24 protein-coding genes and 1 tRNA gene are annotated in these 23,958 nt (G+C 46.0%); 5 read left to right on the forward strand and 20 right to left on the reverse strand.

Features of this window, described 5'->3' with window-relative positions; genetic code table 11:
* The first annotated feature begins 35 nt into the window (after positions 1-35).
* Both ICN13_RS08740 and ICN13_RS08745 read left to right on the forward strand, forming a co-directional pair.
* The gene (locus ICN13_RS08740) at positions 36-1,034 is read left to right on the forward strand and encodes a tripartite tricarboxylate transporter substrate binding protein (RefSeq protein ID WP_216139973.1); all 999 of its coding nucleotides are present in this window, start codon (positions 36-38) and stop codon (positions 1,032-1,034) included.
* Between the two features lie 27 nt (positions 1,035-1,061).
* A complete protein-coding gene (locus ICN13_RS08745; protein WP_216139974.1) occupies positions 1,062-2,651 on the forward strand; it encodes a gamma-glutamyltransferase family protein in 1,590 nt (529 codons plus the stop codon).
* Positions 2,652-2,665: 14 nt separating this feature from the next.
* On the opposite strand, the gene ICN13_RS08750 is transcribed toward ICN13_RS08745, so the two are convergent.
* Positions 2,666-2,827: a hypothetical protein gene (locus ICN13_RS08750; protein WP_216139975.1), complete on the reverse strand. Its 162-nt coding sequence runs from the start codon at positions 2,825-2,827 to the stop codon at positions 2,666-2,668.
* 494 nt (positions 2,828-3,321) lie between these two features.
* Between ICN13_RS08750 and ICN13_RS08755 the strand changes: the two genes are divergently transcribed.
* Complete coding sequence (locus tag ICN13_RS08755) at positions 3,322-3,672, forward strand: hypothetical protein (RefSeq protein WP_216139976.1); 351 nt, start codon at positions 3,322-3,324, stop codon at positions 3,670-3,672.
* Between the two features lie 3 nt (positions 3,673-3,675).
* On the opposite strand, the gene ICN13_RS10200 is transcribed toward ICN13_RS08755, so the two are convergent.
* The 5 genes from ICN13_RS10200 to ICN13_RS08780 form a co-directional block, all read right to left on the reverse strand.
* Positions 3,676-5,004 carry an ATP-dependent RecD-like DNA helicase gene (locus ICN13_RS10200; RefSeq protein WP_216139977.1) on the reverse strand — a complete coding sequence of 443 codons (1,329 nt, stop codon included), beginning with the start codon at positions 5,002-5,004 and terminating at the stop codon, positions 3,676-3,678.
* A 3-nt stretch (positions 5,005-5,007) separates the two neighbouring features.
* Entirely contained in the window at positions 5,008-5,790 is a 783-nt protein-coding gene (locus ICN13_RS08765) for an SUMF1/EgtB/PvdO family nonheme iron enzyme (protein WP_216139978.1), read from the reverse strand.
* Positions 5,791-5,936: 146 nt separating this feature from the next.
* Positions 5,937-6,012, reverse strand: a tRNA-His gene (locus ICN13_RS08770).
* A gap of 52 nt (positions 6,013-6,064) precedes the next feature.
* Positions 6,065-7,150, reverse strand: a complete 1,086-nt coding sequence (dusA, locus tag ICN13_RS08775; RefSeq protein WP_216139979.1) for a tRNA dihydrouridine(20/20a) synthase DusA — start codon at positions 7,148-7,150, stop codon at positions 6,065-6,067.
* Between the two features lie 6 nt (positions 7,151-7,156).
* Complete coding sequence (locus tag ICN13_RS08780) at positions 7,157-8,050, reverse strand: pseudouridine synthase (protein WP_216139980.1); 894 nt, start codon at positions 8,048-8,050, stop codon at positions 7,157-7,159.
* A gap of 221 nt (positions 8,051-8,271) precedes the next feature.
* Here ICN13_RS08780 and ICN13_RS08785 point away from each other — a divergent pair, with 221 nt between their 5' ends.
* Positions 8,272-8,697 (forward strand): universal stress protein, encoded by a 426-nt coding sequence (locus ICN13_RS08785; protein WP_216139981.1) that lies wholly within the window; start codon positions 8,272-8,274, stop codon positions 8,695-8,697.
* Positions 8,698-8,766: 69 nt separating this feature from the next.
* Here the strand turns inward: ICN13_RS08785 and arsB are convergent, their stop codons facing one another.
* The 13 genes from arsB to scpB all read right to left on the reverse strand — a co-directional run bounded on the left by arsB (position 8,767) and on the right by scpB (position 21,980).
* Positions 8,767-9,810, reverse strand: coding sequence for an ACR3 family arsenite efflux transporter (gene arsB / locus ICN13_RS08790; protein WP_216139982.1), 1,044 nt, complete (start codon positions 9,808-9,810; stop codon positions 8,767-8,769).
* Positions 9,807-10,286 carry an arsenate reductase ArsC gene (locus tag ICN13_RS08795; protein ID WP_216864041.1) on the reverse strand — a complete coding sequence of 160 codons (480 nt, stop codon included), beginning with the start codon at positions 10,284-10,286 and terminating at the stop codon, positions 9,807-9,809. The genes arsB and ICN13_RS08795 overlap by 4 nt, the downstream gene beginning before the upstream one ends.
* A complete protein-coding gene (locus ICN13_RS08800; RefSeq protein ID WP_216139983.1) occupies positions 10,283-10,612 on the reverse strand; it encodes a helix-turn-helix transcriptional regulator in 330 nt (109 codons plus the stop codon). Before ICN13_RS08800 ends, ICN13_RS08795 begins: the two co-directional genes overlap by 4 nt.
* A gap of 51 nt (positions 10,613-10,663) precedes the next feature.
* The gene (locus ICN13_RS08805; RefSeq protein ID WP_216139984.1) at positions 10,664-11,080 is read right to left on the reverse strand and encodes a type II toxin-antitoxin system VapC family toxin; all 417 of its coding nucleotides are present in this window, start codon (positions 11,078-11,080) and stop codon (positions 10,664-10,666) included.
* Positions 11,080-11,334, reverse strand: a complete 255-nt coding sequence (locus ICN13_RS08810) for a type II toxin-antitoxin system Phd/YefM family antitoxin (protein WP_216139985.1) — start codon at positions 11,332-11,334, stop codon at positions 11,080-11,082. Before ICN13_RS08810 ends, ICN13_RS08805 begins: the two co-directional genes overlap by 1 nt.
* 129 nt (positions 11,335-11,463) lie before the next feature.
* Positions 11,464-13,281 carry a translational GTPase TypA gene (typA, locus tag ICN13_RS08815; RefSeq protein WP_216139986.1) on the reverse strand — a complete coding sequence of 606 codons (1,818 nt, stop codon included), beginning with the start codon at positions 13,279-13,281 and terminating at the stop codon, positions 11,464-11,466.
* 50 nt (positions 13,282-13,331) lie between these two features.
* A complete protein-coding gene (gene truB / locus ICN13_RS08820) occupies positions 13,332-14,243 on the reverse strand; it encodes a tRNA pseudouridine(55) synthase TruB (protein WP_216139987.1) in 912 nt (303 codons plus the stop codon).
* Complete coding sequence (gene rbfA, locus ICN13_RS08825; protein ID WP_216139988.1) at positions 14,243-14,611, reverse strand: 30S ribosome-binding factor RbfA; 369 nt, start codon at positions 14,609-14,611, stop codon at positions 14,243-14,245. Before rbfA ends, truB begins: the two co-directional genes overlap by 1 nt.
* Before the next feature lie 19 nt (positions 14,612-14,630).
* The gene (gene infB, locus ICN13_RS08830; RefSeq protein WP_216139989.1) at positions 14,631-17,369 is read right to left on the reverse strand and encodes a translation initiation factor IF-2; all 2,739 of its coding nucleotides are present in this window, start codon (positions 17,367-17,369) and stop codon (positions 14,631-14,633) included.
* Between the two features lie 13 nt (positions 17,370-17,382).
* On the reverse strand, positions 17,383-18,864 hold the full coding sequence (gene nusA / locus ICN13_RS08835; RefSeq protein ID WP_087910206.1) for a transcription termination factor NusA: 1,482 nt from the start codon (positions 18,862-18,864) through the stop codon (positions 17,383-17,385).
* Positions 18,861-19,352: a ribosome maturation factor RimP gene (rimP, locus tag ICN13_RS08840; RefSeq protein WP_216139990.1), complete on the reverse strand. Its 492-nt coding sequence runs from the start codon at positions 19,350-19,352 to the stop codon at positions 18,861-18,863. The genes nusA and rimP overlap by 4 nt, the downstream gene beginning before the upstream one ends.
* 174 nt (positions 19,353-19,526) lie before the next feature.
* Complete coding sequence (locus ICN13_RS08845; protein WP_216139991.1) at positions 19,527-21,296, reverse strand: pseudouridine synthase; 1,770 nt, start codon at positions 21,294-21,296, stop codon at positions 19,527-19,529.
* Positions 21,297-21,299: 3 nt separating this feature from the next.
* The gene (gene scpB / locus ICN13_RS08850; RefSeq protein WP_216139992.1) at positions 21,300-21,980 is read right to left on the reverse strand and encodes an SMC-Scp complex subunit ScpB; all 681 of its coding nucleotides are present in this window, start codon (positions 21,978-21,980) and stop codon (positions 21,300-21,302) included.
* 192 nt (positions 21,981-22,172) lie between these two features.
* Here scpB and ICN13_RS08855 point away from each other — a divergent pair, with 192 nt between their 5' ends.
* Positions 22,173-23,096, forward strand: a complete 924-nt coding sequence (locus tag ICN13_RS08855; protein ID WP_216139993.1) for a patatin-like phospholipase family protein — start codon at positions 22,173-22,175, stop codon at positions 23,094-23,096.
* Positions 23,097-23,271: 175 nt separating this feature from the next.
* Here ICN13_RS08855 and ICN13_RS08860 read toward each other — a convergent pair whose 3' ends face one another.
* Positions 23,272-23,919 carry a C40 family peptidase gene (locus ICN13_RS08860; RefSeq protein ID WP_216139994.1) on the reverse strand — a complete coding sequence of 216 codons (648 nt, stop codon included), beginning with the start codon at positions 23,917-23,919 and terminating at the stop codon, positions 23,272-23,274.
* Positions 23,920-23,958 lie beyond the last annotated feature (39 nt).

Below are 23,958 nucleotides of genomic sequence, written 5' to 3' on the forward strand. Positions count from 1 at the left end.
CTGATCAACCATTAGGACACAAAACGGAATCTGATATGAAATCACTGAAGCGCCCATTTTTTTCACTATTCCCCTTATTGCTCGGCTCTATCTATGCACTTTTAGGCACGTCAGCGCTAGCTGCGCCTGATACTGATTGGCCTAAGAAACCGATAGTTGCTGTTCTATCCTTTCCTGCCGGCGGGTCCACTGATGTATTTGCGCGGGCTGTGATGGCGCCACTGGGTGAAGCCCTAGGTCAATCAATTGTCATTGAGAACAAGCCTGGTGCTGGTGGCATGATTGGTTTGCAAGCAGCAGCTAAAGCTGCGCCTGATGGCTATACGATTCATTTCAGCGCAATGACAAATCAAACGATTTCTCAGGCCTTATTCAAAAATCCTCCTGCTGATTTGCGCAAAGACTTTGAGCCAGTTGCCCTAGTTGGAACAATCCCTCACTTAATTGTTATCAATCCAAGCGTCCCTGCAAAGAATCTTCCGGAATTAATTGCTTTCATTAAATCTAAGAAGGGAGACTTTAATTACGCCTCGCAAGGCAATGGCAGCCTCTCGCATTTGGAGTCCACTCTTTTTATGCAACGTATCGGCGCAACTGGAACACATATTCCCTATAAAGGCAGCAGCTTTGCCCTACCTGATTTGATTGCTGGAAATACTTTGATGATGTTTGATAGCGTGACAGCTTCATTGCCCCATATTCAGAGCGGTAAGTTACGCCCGATTGCGATTGCTGCCGCAGAGCGCTCACCTCTCATGCCGAATGTTCCAACCCTAGGACAGGATGGCATGAAGCAGTTCGATGTTGAGAACTTCTATGCAGTTTTTGCTCCCAAAGCGACACCACCAGCGATCGTTGCAAAACTTGAACGAGAAATTCGTAAGATCTTAACGAATCCTGATTTCAAAGCACGTATGGCAGCTCAAGGTATTCATCCACAGTTTGCTAATTCTCAAAAATTGGCAGAGATCTCAGCTGAAGAGCATGCCAAATGGGAGAAAGTAGTAAAGTCAGCCAATATCAAAGTTGATTGATCCTTTAATAAAAATAAATAAGCCTCTATGTTGATTTCTCCTCCCTTTAGCGGTGGTCGTGCACCTGTCATCGCCAGAAACACTGTTGCTAGCTCTCAACCTCTAGCTACACAAGCTGGTATTGAGGCTCTACAAAATGGTGGCAATGCAGTAGATGCTGCATTGGCTACTGCCATTACCCTAACGGTTGTAGAGCCTACGATGAATGGCTTAGGCGGCGATAGCTTTGCCATTCTCTGGGACGGCAAAAAGCTCCACGGCTTAAATGCCTCTGGTCGTGCCCCTGCCGCTTGGACGCCAGAACATTTTTCTGGCAAATCGGCAATGGATCTGATTGGTTGGAATACTGTTACTGTTCCAGGCATGGTTGCTGGTTGGGTTGAGTTATCGAACAAATTCGGCAAGCTTCCTTTTGCACAATTATTTAAGCGTGCAATTGATTATGCGGAAAATGGCTTTCCAGTATCGCCAGTAATTGCACGCCAATGGCGCGAAGCAATTCCGATTCTGAAGAATCAGCCCGGCTTTGCAGAATCCTTTCTGATTGGTGGCAAATCTCCTCAAGCTGGACAAATCTGGAAATTTCCCGAGCAAGCTAAAACCTTAAAAGAGATTGCTGCAACGGAAGGCCAATCTTTTTATAAAGGGGCACTCGCTCAAAGCATGGTCGACTTTGCAAAGTCTACTGGTGGTTGTTTTTCTATGCAAGACTTTGCAGATAACAAACCTGAGTGGGTTGAACCTCTGGCATTGGATTATGGTGATTACACCCTCCACGAGATTCCTCCTAATGGCTCTGGCATTGCTGCACAGATCGCTTTAGGTATTTTGGAAGCTGCAAACGTGAAGCAATATCCAGCAAACTCTGCTCAGCGTATTCATCTACAAGTAGAAGCCATGCGGATCGCCTTTGCTGATGCATATGAATATGTCTCCGATGCGCGCTCTATGACTATGCCCGTGAGCTCATTACTCAATAGAGAATATTTGGCCAGCCGTGCTTCACTGATTGATCACAATAAAGCCGGAACCTATGGTCCTGGTGATCCGCACTCTGGTGGCACAGTCTATCTTTGCGCTGCAGATGAATCTGGCATGATGATTTCATACATCCAGTCAAACTTTAAGGGCTTTGGTTCTGGTGTTGTTGCGCCAGGCGGAATTGCATTTCATAACCGCGGCATGAGCTTTAGCCTCAAAGATGGCCACCCCAATCAAGTTGCCCCAGGCAAGCGCCCTTTCCATACGATCCTGCCTGCCTTCTTAACAAAAGATGGCAAACCCACAATGGCATTTGGTGTGATGGGCGGCAATATGCAGCCCCAAGGGCATATTCAATTTGCAATGCGCTTCATCGACGAATACCTCAACCCTCAAGCATGCTCTGATGCTCCGCGCTGGAGAATCGATGATTTAGGAAAGCTGACTGTTGAGGCGGCAATGCCAGAATATATTATTGAGGGCCTCAAAAATATGGGTCACGAAGTAACGGTGATGCCTGCCAATAGTTTAGATTTTGGCAGCGCTCAAGCAATTGCCAAGATTAGTGATGAATCTGACTCTGCTTATATTGCTGGTAGCGATCATCGTAGGGATGGGTTGGCGGCTGGGTTTTAGAGTATTTGGCAGTATTACCAAATCCAGTTCTTGTCATCTTCATTCAAAAAATCCCATAAGAGCAATGGCAACATTTCATCATCAGATAACATCTCTTCACTTAATTTTTGGATATCCGCTTGTTCTTGCCTCGATAAATTAGGCACCTCTTGAGTCTTTCCAATGCTTGTTGTCAAACTATCTCCTTTTTCTGACAACTAATTTAACAAAAGAAAGAACTCATTTTTGTTAAGTGATGAAAGCCCATCTTCATAAAGATGCCTTCCCTTTGAATCTTGATGAAAGAGTCATGCCTGTTAAAATACGTATATACAAAATACAGGCAAATCAATGCAAAACCTCATCATTAGTCCTGAAATTGAACAAAAATTAGCTAGAAAACATGGACTCAAACGCACCGATATAGAGCAATGCTTTAGAAATAGGCTGCGATCTTACCTAATAGATACAAGGCTTGAACATCTCACTGACCCCTTAACTGAATGGTTCATATCGGAAAATGATCGGGGCGACCTGATTAAGGTGGTGTGCATTTTTGAAAATGGGCTGATTTTCATAAAAAGTGCCTTTACTCCAAATGAGATTGAAATTAGTATATACAATACGATGTCAGTACCCTGCTAAAAGAAGCGTTTCTCTCAAAATGACTCTATTTAGAAACAAGGAATTTATGGCAACAAAAAACAAAATAATAAAAGTAAAAAATACGGCAGAGGCCTGGGAAAGCGGTGAATTAGGTCGAGAGATCAAGTACGCCATAGCTGTTGATAAAAAAATTGGCACTCAAATTGATGACGCTCTAGGACTGCAGATGATCTCCATTCGACTTGAAAAGGACTTAATCGAGTCTTATAAGCTTTTGGGCACAAAATATGACCTTGGCTACCAACCACTTATGCGTGAGGCCTTAAAGAGGTTTGTTGAGGGTGAGTTTAAGTTGATTGCTAGCGAAGCTCTTGAAAAGCAAAAAGCAGCAAAGCCGAAGGTTCAGACCATTAGAAGAGTAAGAAAAGTTGCTTGAACCCTACTGTGTTGGTAGGCAATTCAAATAAAAGCGCTTGATCTCTTGATCGCAACTCACATCTCTAGGCTCAATTGGTCTTTGCAGAGAAATGCCCTCAATCGTCTTGCATCTACTCAGGGCAACGTAGACTTGACCAGATGCAAATGCGCCAGAAGATAAATCGACTTTGACTTTATCGAGCGTCTTACCCTGGCTCTTATGAATAGTTACTGCCCAAGCGAGCATTAACGGTATCTGAACATAAGTACCAATAATGCTGGGTGAGATTTTCCCGGACATCATGTCGTGATCGTAACGATAGGACTCCCATTGATGGCCCGTAACTTCAACGGTATTGGAATACGGCCCGTTCTTTACCATCACTTTTACTTTGTCTGGAAGCATTTCTCGCACAACACCAATCGTGCCATTCACCCAGCGTTTCGGAAAATTGGGATCTGTTGCAGTAAACATGACTTTTGCGCCAACTTTTAGAGCTAAATTATTTGCTGATGGCAAGTTGCGTTCATCAACATTAAACTTTCCCGTCGTTTTACCCGTATAGACCTTGACATCATTGGTAATGGCCCGTAATCCTGCGCCATTAATTTGGTCTGCTCTTGCATTGGTAGTGGTGAGCGTGATAGTTTCTTCATCCACCTCGGCGTCTTTTCGATAGCATTGTGCATTGAGTGTATCTAGTGCCTCATCTATATCCTGATTAATGCGAATACGATTCAGTAGATCGGCAAAGTGCTCATCTTTCTGACGGAAGATCTTGGATAACTCCACCATAGTGACATCTTTGCGGTGTAGAGCCATAGCGCAGAAAAAATAAGGGCCCTCATATCCTCGATCGGCTAGCACTTGCATATCGCTACTCGATACTACTGGCGGCAACTGAAATAAGTCCCCTACAAACATCACCTGGATTCCACCAAAGGGCTTACCCTTTTGCGGTCCGTTCTCACGCAGGAATAAATCCATGGCATCAACTACATCAGCCCGTACCATCGAGATCTCATCAATGATGAGAAGCCGAATATCTTTATAGAGGCGCTTATCCCGCAGGGGTTTAATATCTTCTTCTGGGAAAATTAAGCGTGGTGGCAATCTGAAGAAGGAGTGAATCGTGACACCCTTCACTTGCAATGCAGCTACACCAGTGGGCGCTACGACTACAACATTGCCAGGAATTGTTTCGCGAAGATAGCCAATGAGGGTTGTTTTACCAGTGCCCGCTTTACCGCTGACAAAGATATAGGGATCATGCCGCTCAATAGCTTCAATTACCGCCTGGTAATCAGGAGTAACTTCAATCTCGGGTGAGTCTATTGCAGGACTAGTCATCCCCTATTGTTTCACGGCATCGGCGACACACCGAAATCCGATATAAACCACGGTGATATCAGCCGACTTAGACTCCACATCAGACTCTTGCTGGCGCTCTGGACCGTACCACCAAGAGGCGCCGCGCGTGATGTATCCACCATTGCGCTCTGTAGCGGTCCACTCCCAGACATTGCCGCCCATGTCATACATGCCATTCACCCCAGGCTTTGTCGTTTTAGTGGTGACATGCCCTGTACCCCGATTCAGAGCACCGGCAGGAGCCACACCTTTGTAATCACCACAGCCATTTAGGCAATGAGAAACCGCTGGAGTATTACCACCAGGAAATGGGTAACGCTGCCCTTTGGCATAGCCAGCAGGAGGATTTGCTCTTTGCTCTAAAAATGCAGCTGAAGTCCACTCAGCATCCGTTGGCAAACGTTTACCGTAGAAACGGCATATAGAGTCTGCTTCTTTTTGATTAAGATGTACTGCAGGCTCTAAGTCATTAGCAGGCACTCCATATGGAGTCTTCCAGGTCCAGCCGGATTTTTGTACAAATCCACTTTCATAATTTAGGCCACCACCCTTCTTTTCTGCAGCACTCACAAAACCAGTAGCAGCAAAACCTTTGACATCGCCAATAGTCATCTCGGTTTGATCCCAGATCAGATTGCCAATTTGCACAGTAGGAATAGAAGATGCAGGAGCGCTTTGGCTAGGCGTAGATCTGAGCATGAAATACGCTGCAATAGCTGTCAGTACTAGGCCAAACAGAATTGTGGAGAAATCGAATTTTTTCATTGGACAGGTGTCCCTGTAGGGTGGATTTAATGTACCAGGAGATTCTAATTCCAAGAGATAGAAGACCAAAACAAGCAATTACCCTCGAATTCAGCATTTCGAAGGAAAAATGAATAGATGTATTGGAGATGATCTGAGGAGGTATTTGGGGCGAACGACGGGGCTCGAACCCGCGACAACCAGAATCACAATCTGGGACTCTACCAACTGAGCTACGTCCGCCGTTGTAGAGGTGACATTATAGCTTTTTGCTCAAAAACCTGTCAAAAATGGCCTAATCTAAGCTTTCTAGCTCAAAAGCGGCCCAATCCCCAAGGGTTAGACTGGCATCCAGAAAGAAGTCTGCAATAGCCACTTTGCTTTGAACCTTAGCTAATGCATGATGGTCAGACAGTCGTTGGCGCCAATAACGAGACCCCGCTCTGCCATGGGCTAAGCCCAGAATATGTCTTGTGAACGCACCAATATAAAAAGGCTTGTCTTTTGCCCTGCACTCGTCAAACCAGTTCTGCACTTGCTTAACGAGAGCAATCTGAATTCTGTGCCACTCTATTTCACTAAAGAGATAGCCCGCTGCTTCACCATTGGAATGAATTAAATCATCCCAACCCAAGAGCATTACCGGGAAATGATAAGCAGCCCTACCGATCATGAAGCCATCAAAGTCATCCCAATGGCCAGCAATTTGTTCATTGGTTTCTAAGCCGCCATTGAGGAGAACTTTGAGATTTGGAAATTGTTTTTGCGCATCTAGCCTTAGTTTTGCAGCAACCTCGTAACGTAGCGGTGGTTTACTGCGGTTCTCTTTTGGTGAGAGTCCCTTGAGTACTGCATTGCGCGCATGAATTGTCACCTGGCTTGCGCCTGCATCTGCCACCGCCAATATGAAATCGAGCGCAAATTGATAATCTTTTTCTGAGCTGGATGCATCCATCGAATCTAGGCCAAGACGATGCTTTACCGAAATCGGAATATCCACCGTGCCTTTCATTGCTTTGACACAGTCAGCAACCAAATTGGGTTCAGCCATAAGACAAGCACCAAATGCACCCCGCTGAACTCGCTCCGATGGGCAGCCGCAATTGAGATCAATCTCATCGTAACCCCACTGCTGCGCTAGCTCTGATGCTTTAGCGAGGTCATTGGGCTCTGAACCGCCCAATTGAAGTACCACTGGGTGTTGGTCTTGTGAATAATCCAAATGTCGCGGAACATCACCATGCATTAATGCGCCAGTTGTCACCATCTCGGTATAAAGCACTGCTTCTTTAGTTAGCGTGCGATGAAAAGAGCGGCAATGACGATCCGTCCACTCCATCATGGGGGCAACAGCGAGACGTTTTTGATTATGCAAACTCATTTAGCCCTAGCTTAATACTCTCTTGCTAATAAATGCCCTATTTTCATTGCTCAGCGGGTCATTGAAGTGAATTTCTTTTGCCAGAAGCTGCAAGGGCTTAGAAAAATCTAAGTCATATTCCTGATATGGCGTCAGAATTGGATAAATCTGATCATTTTTGATTGGGATGCCTAGGGTATTGAGGTGACAACGAAGTTGATGTTTCTTTCCGCTTCCTGGAGTCAGCTTGTATTTAGCCCAAGGCTTAGCAGCCTCTAGAAGCTCTATCAATGTATCAGTATTAGGATCACCCTCCACTTCCTGCATTTGCAAGAAGTGTTCAGACTCCTCAATTCTACTTTGATAGGTAATCGGCAATCGAGCCATCAAGTCTTCGGAGTAAGGCGCAATTGCTTCGTATACCTTGTTCACCAAGCGATCTCTAAAGAGATTTTGGTATTGCGCTCTCTCATGAGGCTTTATTGAGAAAATGACTAAACCAGCCGTATCTCGATCGATACGATGAATCGGACTAAGAGTCTGAATGCCGGTTCTTTTCTTGAGGCGATTGAGTAATGTTTGATGCAAATATAGGCCGCTGGGTGTCACTGGCAAAAAATGGGGTTTATCTGCCACCAAAATATGGTCATCCTGAAATAGGATCTCTTCTTCAAAGGGGATTTCAGGCTCTCTTGCTAAGCGCCTAAAGTAAATGAGATGCGTATTGGGCAGGTAAGCGCCACTCGCCTTAAGAGCCTCTCCCCCGTCATTCAATACGAGTCCTTGAGCAAATCGATCCTCCCACTCCTTTACTTCAATGTGGGGAAATTGATTGATGAAGAATTGCAATAAATTCGGGTAGGACTGATCAGCAGGTAAAAATACCCGCGATGCTGAGACCCCTTCTGAATTCACTTGCATGCAAAACCTCGTTACCTTAACCCTGCCATTTTAAGGGATTGCTTGGTTAGGCGTGGCAGACAGTCGAGCTAGTGAAGTTTTTGAGTTAAATCAAAAAGTCCCCCTAATTATTATCCCCAAAGACCGAATTAAGTCGAATTAGATGGTTATTACTCAATATTGAGAGTAGATTGAACTGAGGACTTAATAGTTATTCAATTTATAAACAAATGGAGGAAAGTATGAAAATACTAGTACCAGTAGATGGCTCAAAATCATCACTCAATGCCGCCAAGTATGCAGCTAAGCTAGCCAAAGATTTTCGCAGCAAGTGCACCGTTACCCTTGCCAGCATTCATGATGACATTGGCTTGGGTCATGTGAAGCAGTTCGTGGCACAAAGCGTAATCGACGACTATCTCAGAGAGGTCAGCGAAAAAGAGCTTAAATCAGCGCAAAAGGCTTTAGATGCTGCGGGTATAAAACATACTATGGTGATTAAACGCGGCAATGTTGCCGAGGAGATTATCAACTTAGCCAATAAAGAAAAGGTTGACTTAATTGTGATGGGTTCAAAAGGTCGAACAGGACTCTTGGATACCCTAATGGGCTCTGTGGCTCAAAAAGTGAGTGCTAACGCAAAGCAAGCAGTTTTACTAGTGAAGTAAATTCTCGGCGCTGCTTGATTCATGAAATTAGGGCCGCTTCTGCGGCCCTTATAGCTAAGTAGCTGCTATTCAGATCTTGTAGTAACGCTCTTTAATCCACAGAGCAACAGTTACCAGGCCAATCATGATGGGCACCTCAACCAGGGGCCCTATTACTGCTGCAAAGGCAGCCCCAGAGTTGATGCCAAAGACAGCAATTGCTACTGCGATAGCTAATTCAAAATTATTGCTAGAGGCTGTGAACGACAAGGTACAGCAGCGCTTGTAGTCGATACCCATCTTCGCTGTGATTACAAAGGTCAAGATAAACATCACGCCAAAGTAAATTAACAAGGGGATAGAGATAGTCAAGACATCGCCTGGCAGCTCAAGAATCAGCTTACCCTTAAGACTAAACATCACCACAATCGTAAAGAGCAGTGCAATGAGAGTGAGTTTGCCAATCTTGGGCACAAAGTGCTCGTGATACCAATCTTTAGAAACAAACTTGAGCATGACGAACCGCGTCATTAATCCTGCAATACAAGGAATGCCTAAATAGATAAAGACTGTTTTAGCAATCTCACCAATGGTAATACTCACATTTGATCCTGCCAGTCCGAAGTACGGCGGCAATACGGTCAAGAAGACATAGGCGTAAAGACTAAAGAACAGAATCTGAAAGATTGCATTAAACGCCACTAGGCCAGCAGCATATTCTGTAGAGCCTTTGGCAATGTCATTCCAAACAATGACCATTGCTATACAGGGTGCTATTCCAATCAGAATGAGGCCTGCCATGTATTCCGGCTGATTTGGAACAAAGGTAATTGCCAGTAGGAACATAAAGATTGGGGCAATGATCCAATTCATCAGAAAGGCAATGGCAAAGATTCTCTTATCTTTGAATACATCTGGCAGATCTTCGTATCTCACCTTAGCAAAGGGTGGATACATCATCAGTATCAAGCCAATCGCAATTGGATAATTCGTGCTACCCACCTGAAATGAGTTAATGAAGCCCTCTGCCCCAGGAATGAAATAACCCAGACCAATACCCAAGGCCATGGCAGCAAAAATCCAGACCGTTAAATACCGATCCAAGAAGGAGAGTTGTTTAGTCAAGGAGTTCATGAGTTGGTATGAATTGCTTTCAAGGACATTGCGTCTAACTTTTCAAGAGGCATAGCAGCCAAGATATCTATCCTCTTTTTAAGCCCATTCATAACACTGGCAAATGCGGCCTTCTTCTCCATATCAGTTCCCTGCACTTGCGATGGGTCTGGGAAACCCCAATGGGCACTAACCGGCTGGCCAGGCCAGTGTGGACATACCTCTCCAGCCGCGTTATCACATACCGTAATGATGAAATCCATCTTTGGAGCATCAGGCAGAGCAAATACATCCCAGCTTTTAGATTGAAGCAAATAAGTATCAAAGCCCAATTCTTTTGCAATTTGGGCAGCATATGGATTCACGCTTGTGCCAGGAGTAGAGCCTGCCGAAAATCCTCTTAGCTTGCCACTCGGATGAGTTGACGCTAATGCCTCACCAATAATTGAACGTGCTGAATTGTGCGTGCACAGAAATAGAATGTTGTATTGCTTCATATGGATTTTGCTTTCTTTGAAACCTTGACCGGTACGCAAGCCTGACCACCGCAACAGTTATCCAATAAGAACTCACTGAGGTCCTGAACGAGCTTTGCATTGGGGCGATAAATCAAGTTGCGACTTTGCCTTTCCACTAAGAGCAAATCTGCTTGCACCAGCTCCTTTAAGTGAAAACTCAATGTCGCATTCGGAATGCCTAATTTCTCAATAATTTGGCTTGGCGTAAGTCCCTCATCACCCCGTTGAACAATTAAACGGAAGATATTGAGGCGGGATTCCTGCCCTAGCGCCAGAAAGGCTTGTACTGCATTAGTATTTTTCATATTTCCAATTATATAGAAATATATGACAAAAATATTACAAAATGAAAATCGTCAACCCCATGGATCGAAGATTTTGACGCCAGATTGACTAAAGTCAGAAATATTTCTGGTCACAATAGTCATCCGATGCTCAATAGCAGTAGCGGCAATCATTGCATCTCGCTCAGATTTAGGGTTTGGTACATGCAAGCTTGCGCAACGCTGTGCAACTTCAACATCTACAGGGAGAACTCTATCCAAAAATGCTGGAAGAACATTTTTATTTAACCATTTTCTTAAAATAAGGCCTTGCTTCTTGTCGCGACGCTCTATTTGCAGTACTCCAATCTCTAATTCAAGTACTGAGATTGCAGAAATAAACATCAATTCAGGAGAAATTTCATCAGCCCAGCGTTTAACATGTTTGTTGATGCGCCCATCTGCAGACTTTCTAAATTCTGATATGACGTTGGTATCTAGCAAGTACATTACAAGGAATCTCCAATTGGCTTTGAAAGGCTGATGATTTTCGCAGGTTCAAAATCAATATCACTGGCACCTTTCATGCCCACAAGATCTAAGATGTTTTTTCTCTTCCCCACAACACGCTGATAATCAGAAAATGTCATCAACACGTGCGCAGGTTTTCCACGATCGGTAATGACAACTGGACCAGTTTCAGAGGCTTTTTTAGCCCTTCCAGTATCTTGATTAAATTCACGGCTCGACAAAGTAGTAACCATTGATGCCTCCGTCATAAAAATGAAATATGTAGCAATGTTACTACATTTTAGACGGATCAAAAACCATTACTTCTATGCTGATAACAGTAAAAAGCCACCCGAAGGTGGCTTATCTGATACGTTTAGAGCCTACTCGCGTGAGGCTTTCTTGCGCTCATGCTCCTTGAGGTAGCGCTTACGAATACGAATGCTCTTTGGCGTTACTTCTACCAACTCGTCATCATCAATAAACTCTACTGCATACTCGAGGTTCATTGCGATTGGAGTAACCAAGCGCACTGCTTCATCTGTGCCGGAAGCACGAACGTTGGTTAATTGCTTCCCTTTAATTGGGTTCACAACCAAGTCATTATCACGGCTATGAATACCGATCACCATACCTTCGTATAAAGGATCGCCAGGGCTTACAAACATACGACCACGGTCTTGTAATTTCCACAAGGCGTAGGCAACAGCTTCACCATCATCTTGACTAATCAATACGCCGTTATGACGCTCACCCAAGATACCGTCTTTGGCAGGTGCATAAGCATCAAAGGTATGACTCATCAAACCATTACCACGGGTCATGGTCATGAAATCACCTTGGAAGCCGATCAAGCCACGCGCTGGAATACGGTACTCAAGACGGGTGCGGCCTTTGCCATCACTCACCATATCGAGCAATTCACCTTTACGCTTACCTAAATCTTCCATCACAGCGCCTTGAGTACTGTCTTCTAAATCAACTGTTAAGTTCTCATATGGCTCCATCTTCACGCCATCTTCTTCATGGAACACAACGCGTGGACGGGAAACTGCTAACTCGTAACCTTCACGGCGCATCGTTTCTACCAAGATGGTGAGATGCAATTCGCCACGACCAGATACTTCAAATACAGTGTCATCGTCAGTTTCTTTAACGCGTAATGCCATATTGGACTTGAGCTCGCGATCAAGACGCTCACGAATTTGACGGCTAGTCACAAACTTGCCTTCACGTCCAGCTAATGGGCTGGTGTTCACCATAAAGTTCATGGTCAAAGTAGGTTCATCAATTTTGAGCATTGGCAATGCTTCTGGAACATCTGGAGCACAGATTGTTGTACCAATCGCCAGATCTTCAATGCCGTTTACCAATACGATGTCGCCAGCTTGAGCTTCGTCAACCAACTCACGCTCTAAGCCACGGAATTTCAATACTTGATTGATACGGCCTTTACGTTGAACGCCATCAGGACCATCCATGAACACAACGTCCATCAATGGCTTAACCGTTCCGCGGTTTACACGGCCTACACCGATCTTACCGACGTAGGTGCTGTATTCAATAGAAGTAATCTGTAATTGCAATGGACCTTCTGGATTATCATCGCGGACCGGAACGTGCTTGAGAACCGTGTCAAACAATGGGCGCATATCACCTTCACGCACATCATCAGTCAATCCAGCATAGCCATTCAGACCAGATGCGTATACCACTGGGAAATCTAACTGTTCTTCAGTTGCGCCAAGTTTGTCAAATAACTCAAAGGTTGCATTGATCACATAATCGCAGCGTGCGCCTGGGCGGTCAACCTTGTTAATCACCACAATTGGCTTCAAACCGAGAGCCAATGCTTTCTTGGTAACGAAACGGGTTTGTGGCATTGGGCCTTCAACCGCGTCAACCAAGAGCAATACACCGTCAACCATCGAGAGTACACGCTCTACTTCACCACCGAAGTCTGCGTGTCCTGGGGTATCAACGATGTTGATGTGTGTGCCATCGTACTCAACCGCACAGTTCTTGGACAAAATAGTAATGCCACGCTCTTTTTCTAGATCGTTTGAGTCCATGACGCGTTCGGTCATTTTTTCATTGGAGCGGAATGTGCCAGATTGGCGCAAGAGTTGGTCAACCAGAGTAGTTTTACCGTGGTCAACGTGGGCGATGATGGCGATGTTACGAAGTGCGCGTTTAGTCATGTGAAGCTTCTAAAGTGAAAGATAAGAAAAGGGTTATAAATAATGAATGCTTAGTGAGCCTGAGAAATTAAGCGCTTAGGATGCAACACCCCAGAGCGCCAATCAGCAGTACCAATAAAGTTATGGGGAGCAGCAGTGGCACGATAAATCCTTACCAACGCTTCAATGGATGGCAGATTGAGCGGAACACGTTGCCCCATCTCCAAACGCTTAGCTTGTTGCTCATCCACAGTTAAGTGGGGCAAAGTTTGCAGCAAAGCATCTACCGGCAAGATATAGGAGGCGCTATTTTGCAAACCACTCTGAATCGATTCGATCGTAAATGACTGCTCAAGATTTAAATGCCCTACTTCGGTACGGCGCAAGCCAACTAAATGGGCACCACAGCCCAAGGCGCTACCAAGATCTTCTGCTAATACGCGGATATAGGTACCTTTGCTGCAAGACACTTCTAAAGTAGCTTCGGGCCACTGGACATCGGTCCAACGAATGTGATGAATCGTGATTTCGCGGGCGGTACGCTCTAATTCAACACCAGCACGTGCGTATTCATATAAAGGCTTGCCATCACGCTTGAGCGCTGAATACATTGGCGGCACCTGAGAAATCGGTCCAGTAAATTGAGGCAGCAAAGCATCAAGTGCTTTTTTAATATCTGCTTCATTTGCAAATACTGGTAAAGGCAGCTCTTCAATCACAAGACCTTCTGCATCACCAGTATCTGTGCGTGAACCAAATTTGACTCTGGCGATATAGGTTTTGTCTGCTTCTAATAAATCTTGAGAATATTTTGTAGCCTCACCTAAGCAAATAGGCAAAAGGCCTGTAGCCATCGGGTCTAAAGTGCCTGTATGGCCAGCTTTATCAGCATTGAATGCGCGCTTGACTGCAGTAACCGCCCCCTGGGAACTCATTCCTGCGGGTTTGTCTAGCAGCACTACGCCGTCGATCCGAATAGCCATTATTGAGTCTCGTCTTTGCGATCACTGTCCACAGCTTGATCGATCAATCGAGACATCTCTATGCCGTGCTCTACTGAGCTGTCATAGTGAAAGTGCAAAGTTGGCACGGTATGAATATGCAAACGCTTAAATAATAAGGAGTGCAAATAACCCGCTTTTTCTTGAAGTGCTTTTAAAGCATACTCAGGTTCAGCGCCTAAAACAGTAAAGAATACTTTGGCATGCGCTAAATCAGGCGTAAGCTCAATACTTTGCAAAGTAATTAAGCCTACGCTTGGACTACGCAACTCACGTGGAATGAGCTCGGCCAGGTCTCGCTGAATTTGATCGGCGAGACGCTGGTTACGATGTGGACTAGATTTATGCATGCTGTAAAACGAATCTGGCTTAGAGTGAACGCGCTACTTCAGTAACTTCGAACACCTCGAGCTGATCGCCTTCTTTAATGTCGTTGTAGCCTTTTAATGACAGACCACACTCAACACCGGCACGGACTTCTTTCGCATCATCTTTAAAGCGCTTGAGTGAATCGAGCTCACCGGACCAGACAACCACGTTGTCACGCAAGAGGCGAACGCTTGAAGTACGTTTAACAACACCGTCAACCACCAAGCAACCAGCAATAGCACCCACTTTAGATACCAAGAAGACTTGACGAATCTCAACGAGACCGGTGATCTCTTCTTTCTTATCAGGAGTCAACATGCCACTCAGAGCCAACTTCACCTCATCAACAGCATCATAAATAATGTTGTGATAACGAATATCTACGCCATTATTTTCAGCTAGCTTACGCGCTGCTGCATCTGCACGTGAGTTAAAGCCAATGATGACGGCTTTAGAGGCAACCGCTAAGTTCACGTCAGTCTCGGTAATACCACCCACAGCTGCGTGAACAATTTGCACTTTGACTTCTGGTGTAGAGAGCTTCATTAAGGATTGTGACAAGGCTTCTTGTGAACCCTGTACGTCTGCCTTGATGATCAATGGCAACAACTTCGCTTCAACAGCGCCCTCTTCCATGTTTTCCATCATGGTCTCGAGCTTGAATGCCTGCTGTTTGGCCAACTTCACATCACGGAACTTGCCTTGACGGAACAGTGCAATCTCACGAGCCTTACGCTCATCAGGTACTACCTGCACTGATTCACCGGCAGCAGGGACTTCAGCCAAACCTTGAATCTCGACTGGAATAGATGGTCCAGCCTCATTACATGGCTTACCGTTTTCATCCATCATCGCGCGGACACGACCGAATGTAGAGCCGGCCAAAAGCATATCGCCACGCTTGAGCGTTCCAGACTGAACCAAAATAGTTGCAACTGGACCCTTACCTTTATCCAAACGCGCCTCAATGACTAAGCCTTGTGCTGGAGCATCTTTAGCAGCCTTGAGTTCTAAAATTTCGGCTTGCAAGAGAACGTTCTCTAGTAAAGCATCAATGCCCTCACCTGTTTTTGCAGATACTGGAATAAATGGCACGTCGCCACCGTATTCTTCAGGCACAACCTGCTCTGCTACTAACTCAGTCTTGACGCGCTCAGAATTAGCTTCCGGCTTATCAATCTTGTTGATGGCAACAACCAAAGGTACGGCACCAGCAATCGCATGGTGAATCGCTTCTTTGGTTTGTGGCATCACGCCGTCATCTGCTGCTACTACCAAGATCACAATATCGGTCGCCTTAGCACCGCGAGCTCGCATTGCCGTAAAGGCTTCGTGACCTGGGGTATCCAAGAAGGTAATCATGCCGCGTGGAGTTTCTACGTGGTATGCGCCAATGTGTTGGGTAATACCACCAGCCTCACCGGTAGCCACTTTAGCTGCACGAATCTTATCGAGCAAAGAAGTTTTACCGTGGTCAACGTGACCCATCACAGTAACGACTGGAGGACGCGGTAGTAACTCCGCATCATGACCATCAGTACCGAGATCCAAATCTGGATCATCTAATTTCGCTGCATGGGCTTTATGACCCATCTCTTCGACAATGATCATTGCGGTATCTTGATCAAGCACTTGGTTGATGGTGACCATTTGGCCCATACCCATCAGCAGCTTAATCACTTCTGCACTCTTCACCGCCATTGCATGAGCTAACTCAGCAACAGTAATGGTTTCAGGAACATGGACATCACGCACCACTGGTTCTGTTGGAACCTGGAAGTTTGTGTCGACATTGGCTTCAGCAATTTGACGTTGCTTCTTACGACCGCCGCCAGAGCGCCAGCCACCAACACCACCAGATACATCGCCACGAGTTTTAAGGCCGCCCGGTTTCTTGGCGCCTTCTTCTTGCCAAGTAGACGATGTCTCTGAAGACTTGATTGTTTTGCCCCCAACTTTAGCTGGAGATTTTTTCTTGTCTTCTGCACCTTCTGCTTTGGCAGGTTTATGCAAAGTACCCTTTTTCGCTTCTTCAGCAGCAACCTCGCTCGGCGCTTTCAGAACACGAGCTGGTGCACTCATCATGTCGCGAATAGCCAAGGCTTCGGCCTCAGCAGCAGCACGACGCACACGAATTTCAGCTAACTCTTTTTCTTTGCTAGCCGCTAAATCCTTTGCAGCCTTTTCAGTCTTTGCTTTTTTCTCAGCAGCTGCAGGAGCTTCATCCGCTTTTACATCACTCTCAGCAGGCTGTGCAGCTTCTTTTTGACGAGCATCTTCTGCTGCCTTCATTTCCGCTTCTTGACGAGCTAACAACTCAGCTTGGCGAGTGGCTTCAGCTGCGCGTTTTTCTAATTCTTCTTCCGACAGAATTGGTTTTCCTGCTTTAGCTGGTGCTGCCTTTACAGGAGCCTCATCGGCCACAGGCGCTTTATCTCCAGCCTTTACTAACACACGCTTTTTACGTACTTCAACCTGAACGGTACGAGTGCGTCCAGCAGAATCCGCCTGGCGAATCTCAGAGCTCTCGCGCTTGATTAAAGTAATCTTTTTACGAGCGCCAGCCTCAACATTACCGTGTGCTTTTTGCAAATGCTCAAGCAGAACAGTTTTGTCTTTTTCGGTAATGCTCTCATCCTCAGAACCCTTATCGATACCAGCTGCCTTCAATTGCTCCAAGAGGTCAGCTGCGGTTCTTTTAAGTTCCTTAGCGAGTACTTTTACTGTTGTTGTTGCCATGCACTACTTCCTCTCATGAAGTAAACCAATGTTCGCGCGCTTTCATGATGAGCGTTTTCGCAGTTTCTTCGTCAATTTGTGTCGCCTCAACTAGCTCATCAACAGCTAGTTCAGCAAGGTCGTCACGGGTGTGAACTTGATTGTCAGCAAGCTTAGCAATCAATTCTGTTGTCATTCCTTCTAAAGAACGCAAGTCTTGGGAAACTTCACCAATACGCTCTTCTTTTGCCAACTCCATCGTCAACAAGGAATCACGAGCACGAGTACGTAACTCATTCACAGTATCTTCATCGAATGAATCGATCTCTAACATTTCAGAAAGCGGTACATAAGCCACTTCTTCCAATGTGTTGAAACCTTCTTCAATCAAAATATCAGCGACTTCTTGGTCAACGTCTAATTTATCCATGAACAACTGACGTACAGAGGAAGCTTCTTTTTCTGTTTTCTCAGCAGACTCTTCTGGAGTCATGATGTTGATCTGCCAACCAGTCAAATCACTTGCCAAACGAACGTTCTGTCCACTACGGCCAATGGCAATCGCTAAGTTCTCTTCATCAACCACCACATCCATCGCGTGACGCTCTTCGTCCACCACGATTGAAGATACTTGTGCTGGAGCCAAAGCACCAATCACAAACTGCGCTGGATCTTCAGACCACAACACAATATCCACTGCCTCGCCTGCAACTTCGTTGCGCACTGCAGTAACGCGAGTGCCACGAACACCAACACAGGTACCAATTGGATCGATACGCTTGTCATAAGTCACAACAGCAATCTTGGCACGGATACCAGGGTCACGGGCTGCGCCCTTAATCTCTAATAGGCCCTGCTCCATTTCTGGAACTTCGTTCTCAAACAACTTGATCAAAAAGTCTGGGCAAGTACGAGAAAGTTCAATTTGTGGACCACGTGCTTCACGATCCACCTTGAGGATGTAGGCACGTACACGATCACCAGAACGTAAATTCTCTTTTGGAATCATTTGATCGCGACGCAATAAAGCTTCAACACGACCAGATTCAATAATCAAACCATTCTTGTCAGCACGCTTTACGGTACCGGTCATGACTTTTTCGCCACGCTCAAGGTAGTCGTTCAAGATTTGCTCACGCTCAGCATCACGAATACGTTGCAAGATCACTTGCTTAGCAGCTTGGGCACCAATACGGCCAAACGCTAAAGATTCAATCTGCTCTTCGATATAGTCGCCAACTTCCATGTCAGCAAGTTGCTCTTGAGCTTCGAACTGCAAAATCTCTTTATCAGGCTCTTGCAGACCAGCTTCGTTGGGAACAACCAACCAGCGACGGAAGGTTTCGTATTCGCCTGACTCACGGTCAATCGATACACGAATATCCACATCTTCGTTGGGATAACGTTTTTTAGTAGCTGAGGCCAGCGCCATCTCTAACGCCTCAAACACAATAGCTTGATCAACGTTCTTTTCACGCGCTAGGGCGTCTGCCAACATGAGAACTTCTCGGCTCATGACTTTCTTCCTTTGAAATCAATAACAGGGACCAACCGAGTCTTGTCGACCTCGGCTAAAGAAAACTCCAATTGAGAGGGCTGACCATCAGCACCCTCAAACACCAAACCAAATTTCGCATCAGGCGAATTCAACTCACCAGTCAGCAAACCTTGCAACACACCACGAAAATTCTTGCGGGTACCAACAGCTACACGCAACTTCAAATCCACTTCCATTCCAGCAAAGCGCTCAAAATCTACTGCACTCTTTACAGGACGATCTAAGCCCGGTGAAGAAATCTCCAAACGCTCGTAAGGAATGTTCTCAACTGGCAAGGTGTAGCTCAGTTGATGACTTACCTTCTCGCAATCGAGGACAGTAATCAAACGCTCGTAATCCGGGTTTTCAATCGTGACGCGCAGCAAACCTCCAGCTTCACGCTCAATATCTACTAACGTGTAGCCTAAGTTTTCCAGCTCTGCAGAAATTACCTGCTGATCCTTCACAACTTCCCTTCATACCAAAATGGCAAAAAAAAATGGGCTTCAAAGCCCATATTCTCGAAATTCAGAACAGGCCGACTTACGTTGATCGCAACATCAGTCGGTAACAACTAAAAACAGCAGAAGTCTGCTGTAAGACCAAAATTATAGCTGATTTTTAGGGAAAACTGTTAGAAATCAGAAGCTTTCGCCTGGATTTCTCGGTTTTCTGGGGCCTTTGTTGAAGGGTTTTCGCCCTTTTGGCGCACCCCGTTTAGGGCCATTTCCAGGGCTTTGTGGGCTGGCAGTCACAAAAGCAGACTGGCCATGATGTACTTTTTTACCTTTATTGCGGCCTTGACCCTGTCCATTTCCTCCCTGACCGGCACCCTGGCCAGGCCTACCGCCTTGGGTGCGACCACGGAAAGGACCACGCCCTTCACCTGAACCGCCTCCACCACCAGGTTTACCGCCTCTACCTTGATGCGTCATGCCATTATGGCCACTCGCAAGGGTTAAGGCATCGCGTGAGCCCCAATAAGAAACTGAGGTTTGCATTGGATCGGGTTGGAAATCAGCGCCAGCAGGATTACGACTTTGGCCATTTGAATTTGGATTACGGCCCTTATCTTGTGGCTGTGGCATTTTTAAGCCGGCAGACTTCATCAAGTTATAGATACCGCCTGCCTCAATCTCTTCCCATTTGCCACGACGTAAGCGTGGAGGCAATAAGAAAATGCCATAACGGGTTCGGATTAAGCGAGATACCGTATGACCAACTGCTTCAAACATACGACGTACTTCGCGATTACGCCCCTCACTTAATGCAACGTGGTACCAACGATTAGCGCCGTCACCACCGCCCATTGCTAGGCGTAAGAATTTAGCCTGACCATCATCGAGCGTAATGCCACTCTTTAATTGCGCTGTATTTTCTTGGCTCAACTCACCCAAGATACGCACAGCATATTCGCGTTCAACGCCGTAACGTGGATGCATTAAGCGATTTGCCAACTCACCAGAAGTGGTGAATAACAAAAGGCCTTCGGTATTAAAGTCCAGACGACCAACAGCAATCCAGCGACCTTGACGTGGTTTTGGTAGGCGATCAAAAACTGTTGGACGACCTTCAGGATCCGATTGGCTAACAATCTCGCCAGCAGGCTTGTGATACATGATGACGCGTGGCGGTTTAGTCTGAATCTTGCGATGGACTGGCTTGCCATTGATGCGCACTTGATCTGTTGGCCCAATACGCTGGCCTATATGTGCAGGCAATCCATTCACCGATACACGCCCTTGAACAATCAAGTCTTCCATATCTCGGCGTGAACCCATGCCAGCATCTGCTAATACTTTATGAAGCTTGACGGTGTCTTCATCATCAGCCTCATCATCCAAACCATCGAGATCTGACCAAACCTCATCACGCAAACTGAGCGGTAATTCATCGATGTTGGCAAATTGCAAGCTGCTCATTTCTTCTTCTGTCGGTGCATCTGGATCTTCATGCTCACGTGAACGTTGTGCACGTTGGGCACGACGTTCTGCACCAGTCTGATGAGAAACCTCGCTCTCGTTTAGACCATCTGGATTTTTTACCTCTAATACTTCAGGAGCATCTAAAGCAGCATCAAATTCACCAGAAACTACGGAAGCAAATAGAGCTTCGCTTTCGGCAGGATTTGGAGCCAATTTGGCAGATTGATTACCTTGATTGTTACCACCCTCGCGCGGACCATTGCTTTCACCACCTTCGCGACGAGGCCGATCCTTATTAAAAGGACGTTTCTTATTAAATGGATGCTTCCCCGAACCCGCACGGCGTGGATGTCTTGGGCCACGCTCACCACCTTCGCGACCTTCGGCTTTAATACCATCATCATTGGATGGGCCTGCGTCAGTACTAGATGGCGTTACGGCTTGCTTTACTACCAGGGATGTATCGTTTTCGTTAGAGCTTGTCATTAATTATTGTTTTGTTTCGTCTGATTGTTCAGACTCAGGGGTAACTTCTTCTACTACTTCATTTGCTGAATCTTCAACTACTTCTTGAGCTTCGTTGATGATCACTGTTTCTACTGTGGCATCTGGATCAAATTCGATGATTGCTTGACCCAAGTGTTCTACAGCTGCCATTGGCGCTGCATCTTCCAAAATTGGCAAGCTTTGCAAGTTTGTCAAACTAAGGTCATCTAAAAATTGTTTGGTGGTGGCATATAAACCCGGGCGGCCAATCGTCTCTTTATGACCAATCACTTCCACCCAACCACGATCTTCTAACTGCTTCATTACGTTACTACTTACAGCAACCCCACGAATTTCTTCAATCTCTCCGCGAGTAACAGGCTGACGGTAAGCAATAATGGCCAAGGTCTCCATCACCGCACGAGAATACTTCGGCGGCTTCTCGGGAGTGAGGCGATCTAAATACTCGCGCATCGACAAACGACTCTGAAAACGCCAACCGGTCGCAATGTGAACCAGCTCCATTCCTTTGTCATCCCAGGCACGCTGAATTTCCACCAGAGCTTCATCAATATCTGCTGTTGTGATGTCTTCAACAAACAACCTAGATAGATCAGATACAGAGAGTGGTTCCTGTGCGCACAGGAGGGCTGTTTCAATAACGCGCTTGTTGTGATCGTCCATAAAAGTCGGGCTATCAGGAATTTTCCTGATGAGGCTTTAAAAAATGTATTTCAGTAATGGGTTTGTGGTGTTCTCTAGCTACTACGACCAATCCATCTCATGAATTCTAGTTGGGGGATTGATTCGCGCCGAAACGAAGTCCTTTTCGTTCACCGTGCAACCATTATAAGGTAGGCTCAATACAATAGCTATATGCACAATATTTCATCAAAACCCAGAATTGAGCCATTTATAGAGCCCAAATCACCAGAGCGCCGTCGCCTATTAGGGCTGGGCATTGGTGTTGGCAGCCTTCTTGGGGCAGCAGGCCTCTCCTCATGCAGCATCATGGGGAGCAAAAAACCTGTCCTTGGCCTGGTGCTTGGTGCGGGTGCTGCCCGAGGCTTTGCCCATGTCGGGGTCATTAAGGCGCTAGAGGCGCAAGGCATCTACCCGGACATCGTTGTTGGTAGCAGCGCCGGTAGTGTGATTGCCGCCCTCCTCGCATCCGGGGCAAACGGCAATGACCTCAATCGCCTCGCCCTAAGTCTGGATGAAGCCACGATTGCAGACTGGGGTCTGCCATTTGTCGGTCGTTTTGGTGGCCTGATTAAAGGGGATGCCCTGCAAAACATGGTCAATCGCGAAGTGCAAAACAAAACGATTGAGCAAATGCGCATTCCGCTGGGCATCGTGGCAACCGAATTGCAATCAGGTAAAGGTGTCTTGTTTAGAAGCGGTAACACCGGACAAGCGGTTCGCGCATCGTGCAGCGTACCTGGCGTATTTCAGCCCACAGTGATTAGCGGCAAAGAATATGTTGATGGTGGCTTAGTGGCACCAGTCCCAGTAAGTTATGCCAGACAGATGGGTGCCACCATTGTGATTGCCGTCAATATCTCCTCTGAACCAGTACATCAAGATGCTAGTGGCACTTTTGGAGTGCTACAGCACACCATCTCCATCATGCAAAAAAGTATTAATCAGTTCGAACTCAAGAGCGCCGATATTGTAATTACCCCGCAACTCAAGCAAATGAGTAGTGGTGATTTCAAATCCAGAAATGCAGCCATCCTTGCAGGAGAAGCTGCGGCACAAGAGCAAATGGGTTTAATTAAGGAAAAGCTGAGGGGTTAAAATAAAGACTATGCGTATTAAAAACAAAAAGGATCAAAACGACTTCCAATGGACAAGGCTTGAATTAAAAGCCTCAGGCAAGATTAATTCCCTTCCGAAATCTTTACAGATCAAGCTAGCATCACGAAAACCCATTAACCCCACCACGGCCATGCCGTAAGCAGTGAGATTTGACTTACAAGTTACTTGACTTACGCTTGAGTTTTTTTACTTCGTTCAACAGCTCTTTACGTTCTGCGTCATTTAGAGTGTCGCTGCCATCTAAACGGCGTGCGCCATCAAAACGCTTATCCCAATAGAGGCTTCCAAGGTCATCAACACGAACAGTAGTTCCCTTGGATGGAGAGTGAATGAATTTGTTATCGCCAACATAAATGCCGACGTGTGAAAAAGTTAAACGCATCGTATTAAAAAATACGAGATCACCTGGTTGCAACTCATCACGATTAATAGGTTTGCCAACACGACTCATTTGGGTTGATTTGCGTGGCAATAGAAATCCAAGTTTGTCTTTGAATACGTAGCCAACAAAACTACTGCCATCTAATCCAGACTGAGGCAATTCTGTATCGGAGCGATAACGTACGCCGATCACTTCCATAGCGCGATCAATTAACTCTTCTGATTTCCCGGAAACAGTATCGACCAAGCGATCAGACACACGAGAAAGATAAGAGCGCCCAGCCTGAAACATGCTTTCTTTTGGAACCACCGCTTCTGCAGGGGCGTCACTAGGCGCATCGACCGCGTAGGTCGACACAGAAACCGCTAAGCCCAAGGCAAAGCCAAGGAGCTTTAAAAGTAGCGCTTTTTTCAGTGACATCGGACCAGTTTAACAAAGAACCCTGAATTAACCAAGCCT

This window comes from Polynucleobacter sp. MWH-Berg-3C6, from assembly GCF_018881855.1.
Lineage (GTDB): Bacteria > Pseudomonadota > Gammaproteobacteria > Burkholderiales > Burkholderiaceae > Polynucleobacter.

Coding starts and splice junctions, on each gene's coding strand:
- nusA (WP_087910206.1), bottom strand. CDS start 18,864: ATGAGCCGAGAAGTTCTCATGTTGGCAGACGCCCTAGCGCGTGAAAAG.
- ICN13_RS08845 (WP_216139991.1), bottom strand. CDS start 21,296: ATGACAAGCTCTAACGAAAACGATACATCCCTGGTAGTAAAGCAAGCC.
- ICN13_RS08745 (WP_216139974.1), top strand. CDS start 1,062: ATGTTGATTTCTCCTCCCTTTAGCGGTGGTCGTGCACCTGTCATCGCC.
- dusA (WP_216139979.1), bottom strand. CDS start 7,150: ATGAGTTTGCATAATCAAAAACGTCTCGCTGTTGCCCCCATGATGGAG.
- scpB (WP_216139992.1), bottom strand. CDS start 21,980: ATGGACGATCACAACAAGCGCGTTATTGAAACAGCCCTCCTGTGCGCA.
- typA (WP_216139986.1), bottom strand. CDS start 13,281: ATGACTAAACGCGCACTTCGTAACATCGCCATCATCGCCCACGTTGAC.
- infB (WP_216139989.1), bottom strand. CDS start 17,369: ATGGCAACAACAACAGTAAAAGTACTCGCTAAGGAACTTAAAAGAACC.
- ICN13_RS08785 (WP_216139981.1), top strand. CDS start 8,272: ATGAAAATACTAGTACCAGTAGATGGCTCAAAATCATCACTCAATGCC.
- ICN13_RS08860 (WP_216139994.1), bottom strand. CDS start 23,919: ATGTCACTGAAAAAAGCGCTACTTTTAAAGCTCCTTGGCTTTGCCTTG.
- ICN13_RS08855 (WP_216139993.1), top strand. CDS start 22,173: ATGCACAATATTTCATCAAAACCCAGAATTGAGCCATTTATAGAGCCC.
- ICN13_RS08780 (WP_216139980.1), bottom strand. CDS start 8,050: ATGCAAGTGAATTCAGAAGGGGTCTCAGCATCGCGGGTATTTTTACCT.
- ICN13_RS08800 (WP_216139983.1), bottom strand. CDS start 10,612: ATGAAAAATACTAATGCAGTACAAGCCTTTCTGGCGCTAGGGCAGGAA.
- truB (WP_216139987.1), bottom strand. CDS start 14,243: ATGGCTATTCGGATCGACGGCGTAGTGCTGCTAGACAAACCCGCAGGA.
- ICN13_RS10200 (WP_216139977.1), bottom strand. CDS start 5,004: ATGACTAGTCCTGCAATAGACTCACCCGAGATTGAAGTTACTCCTGAT.
- ICN13_RS08765 (WP_216139978.1), bottom strand. CDS start 5,790: ATGAAAAAATTCGATTTCTCCACAATTCTGTTTGGCCTAGTACTGACA.
- ICN13_RS08805 (WP_216139984.1), bottom strand. CDS start 11,080: ATGTACTTGCTAGATACCAACGTCATATCAGAATTTAGAAAGTCTGCA.
- ICN13_RS08755 (WP_216139976.1), top strand. CDS start 3,322: ATGGCAACAAAAAACAAAATAATAAAAGTAAAAAATACGGCAGAGGCC.
- rbfA (WP_216139988.1), bottom strand. CDS start 14,611: ATGCATAAATCTAGTCCACATCGTAACCAGCGTCTCGCCGATCAAATT.
- ICN13_RS08795 (WP_216864041.1), bottom strand. CDS start 10,286: ATGAAGCAATACAACATTCTATTTCTGTGCACGCACAATTCAGCACGT.
- arsB (WP_216139982.1), bottom strand. CDS start 9,810: ATGAACTCCTTGACTAAACAACTCTCCTTCTTGGATCGGTATTTAACG.
- ICN13_RS08740 (WP_216139973.1), top strand. CDS start 36: ATGAAATCACTGAAGCGCCCATTTTTTTCACTATTCCCCTTATTGCTC.
- ICN13_RS08810 (WP_216139985.1), bottom strand. CDS start 11,334: ATGGTTACTACTTTGTCGAGCCGTGAATTTAATCAAGATACTGGAAGG.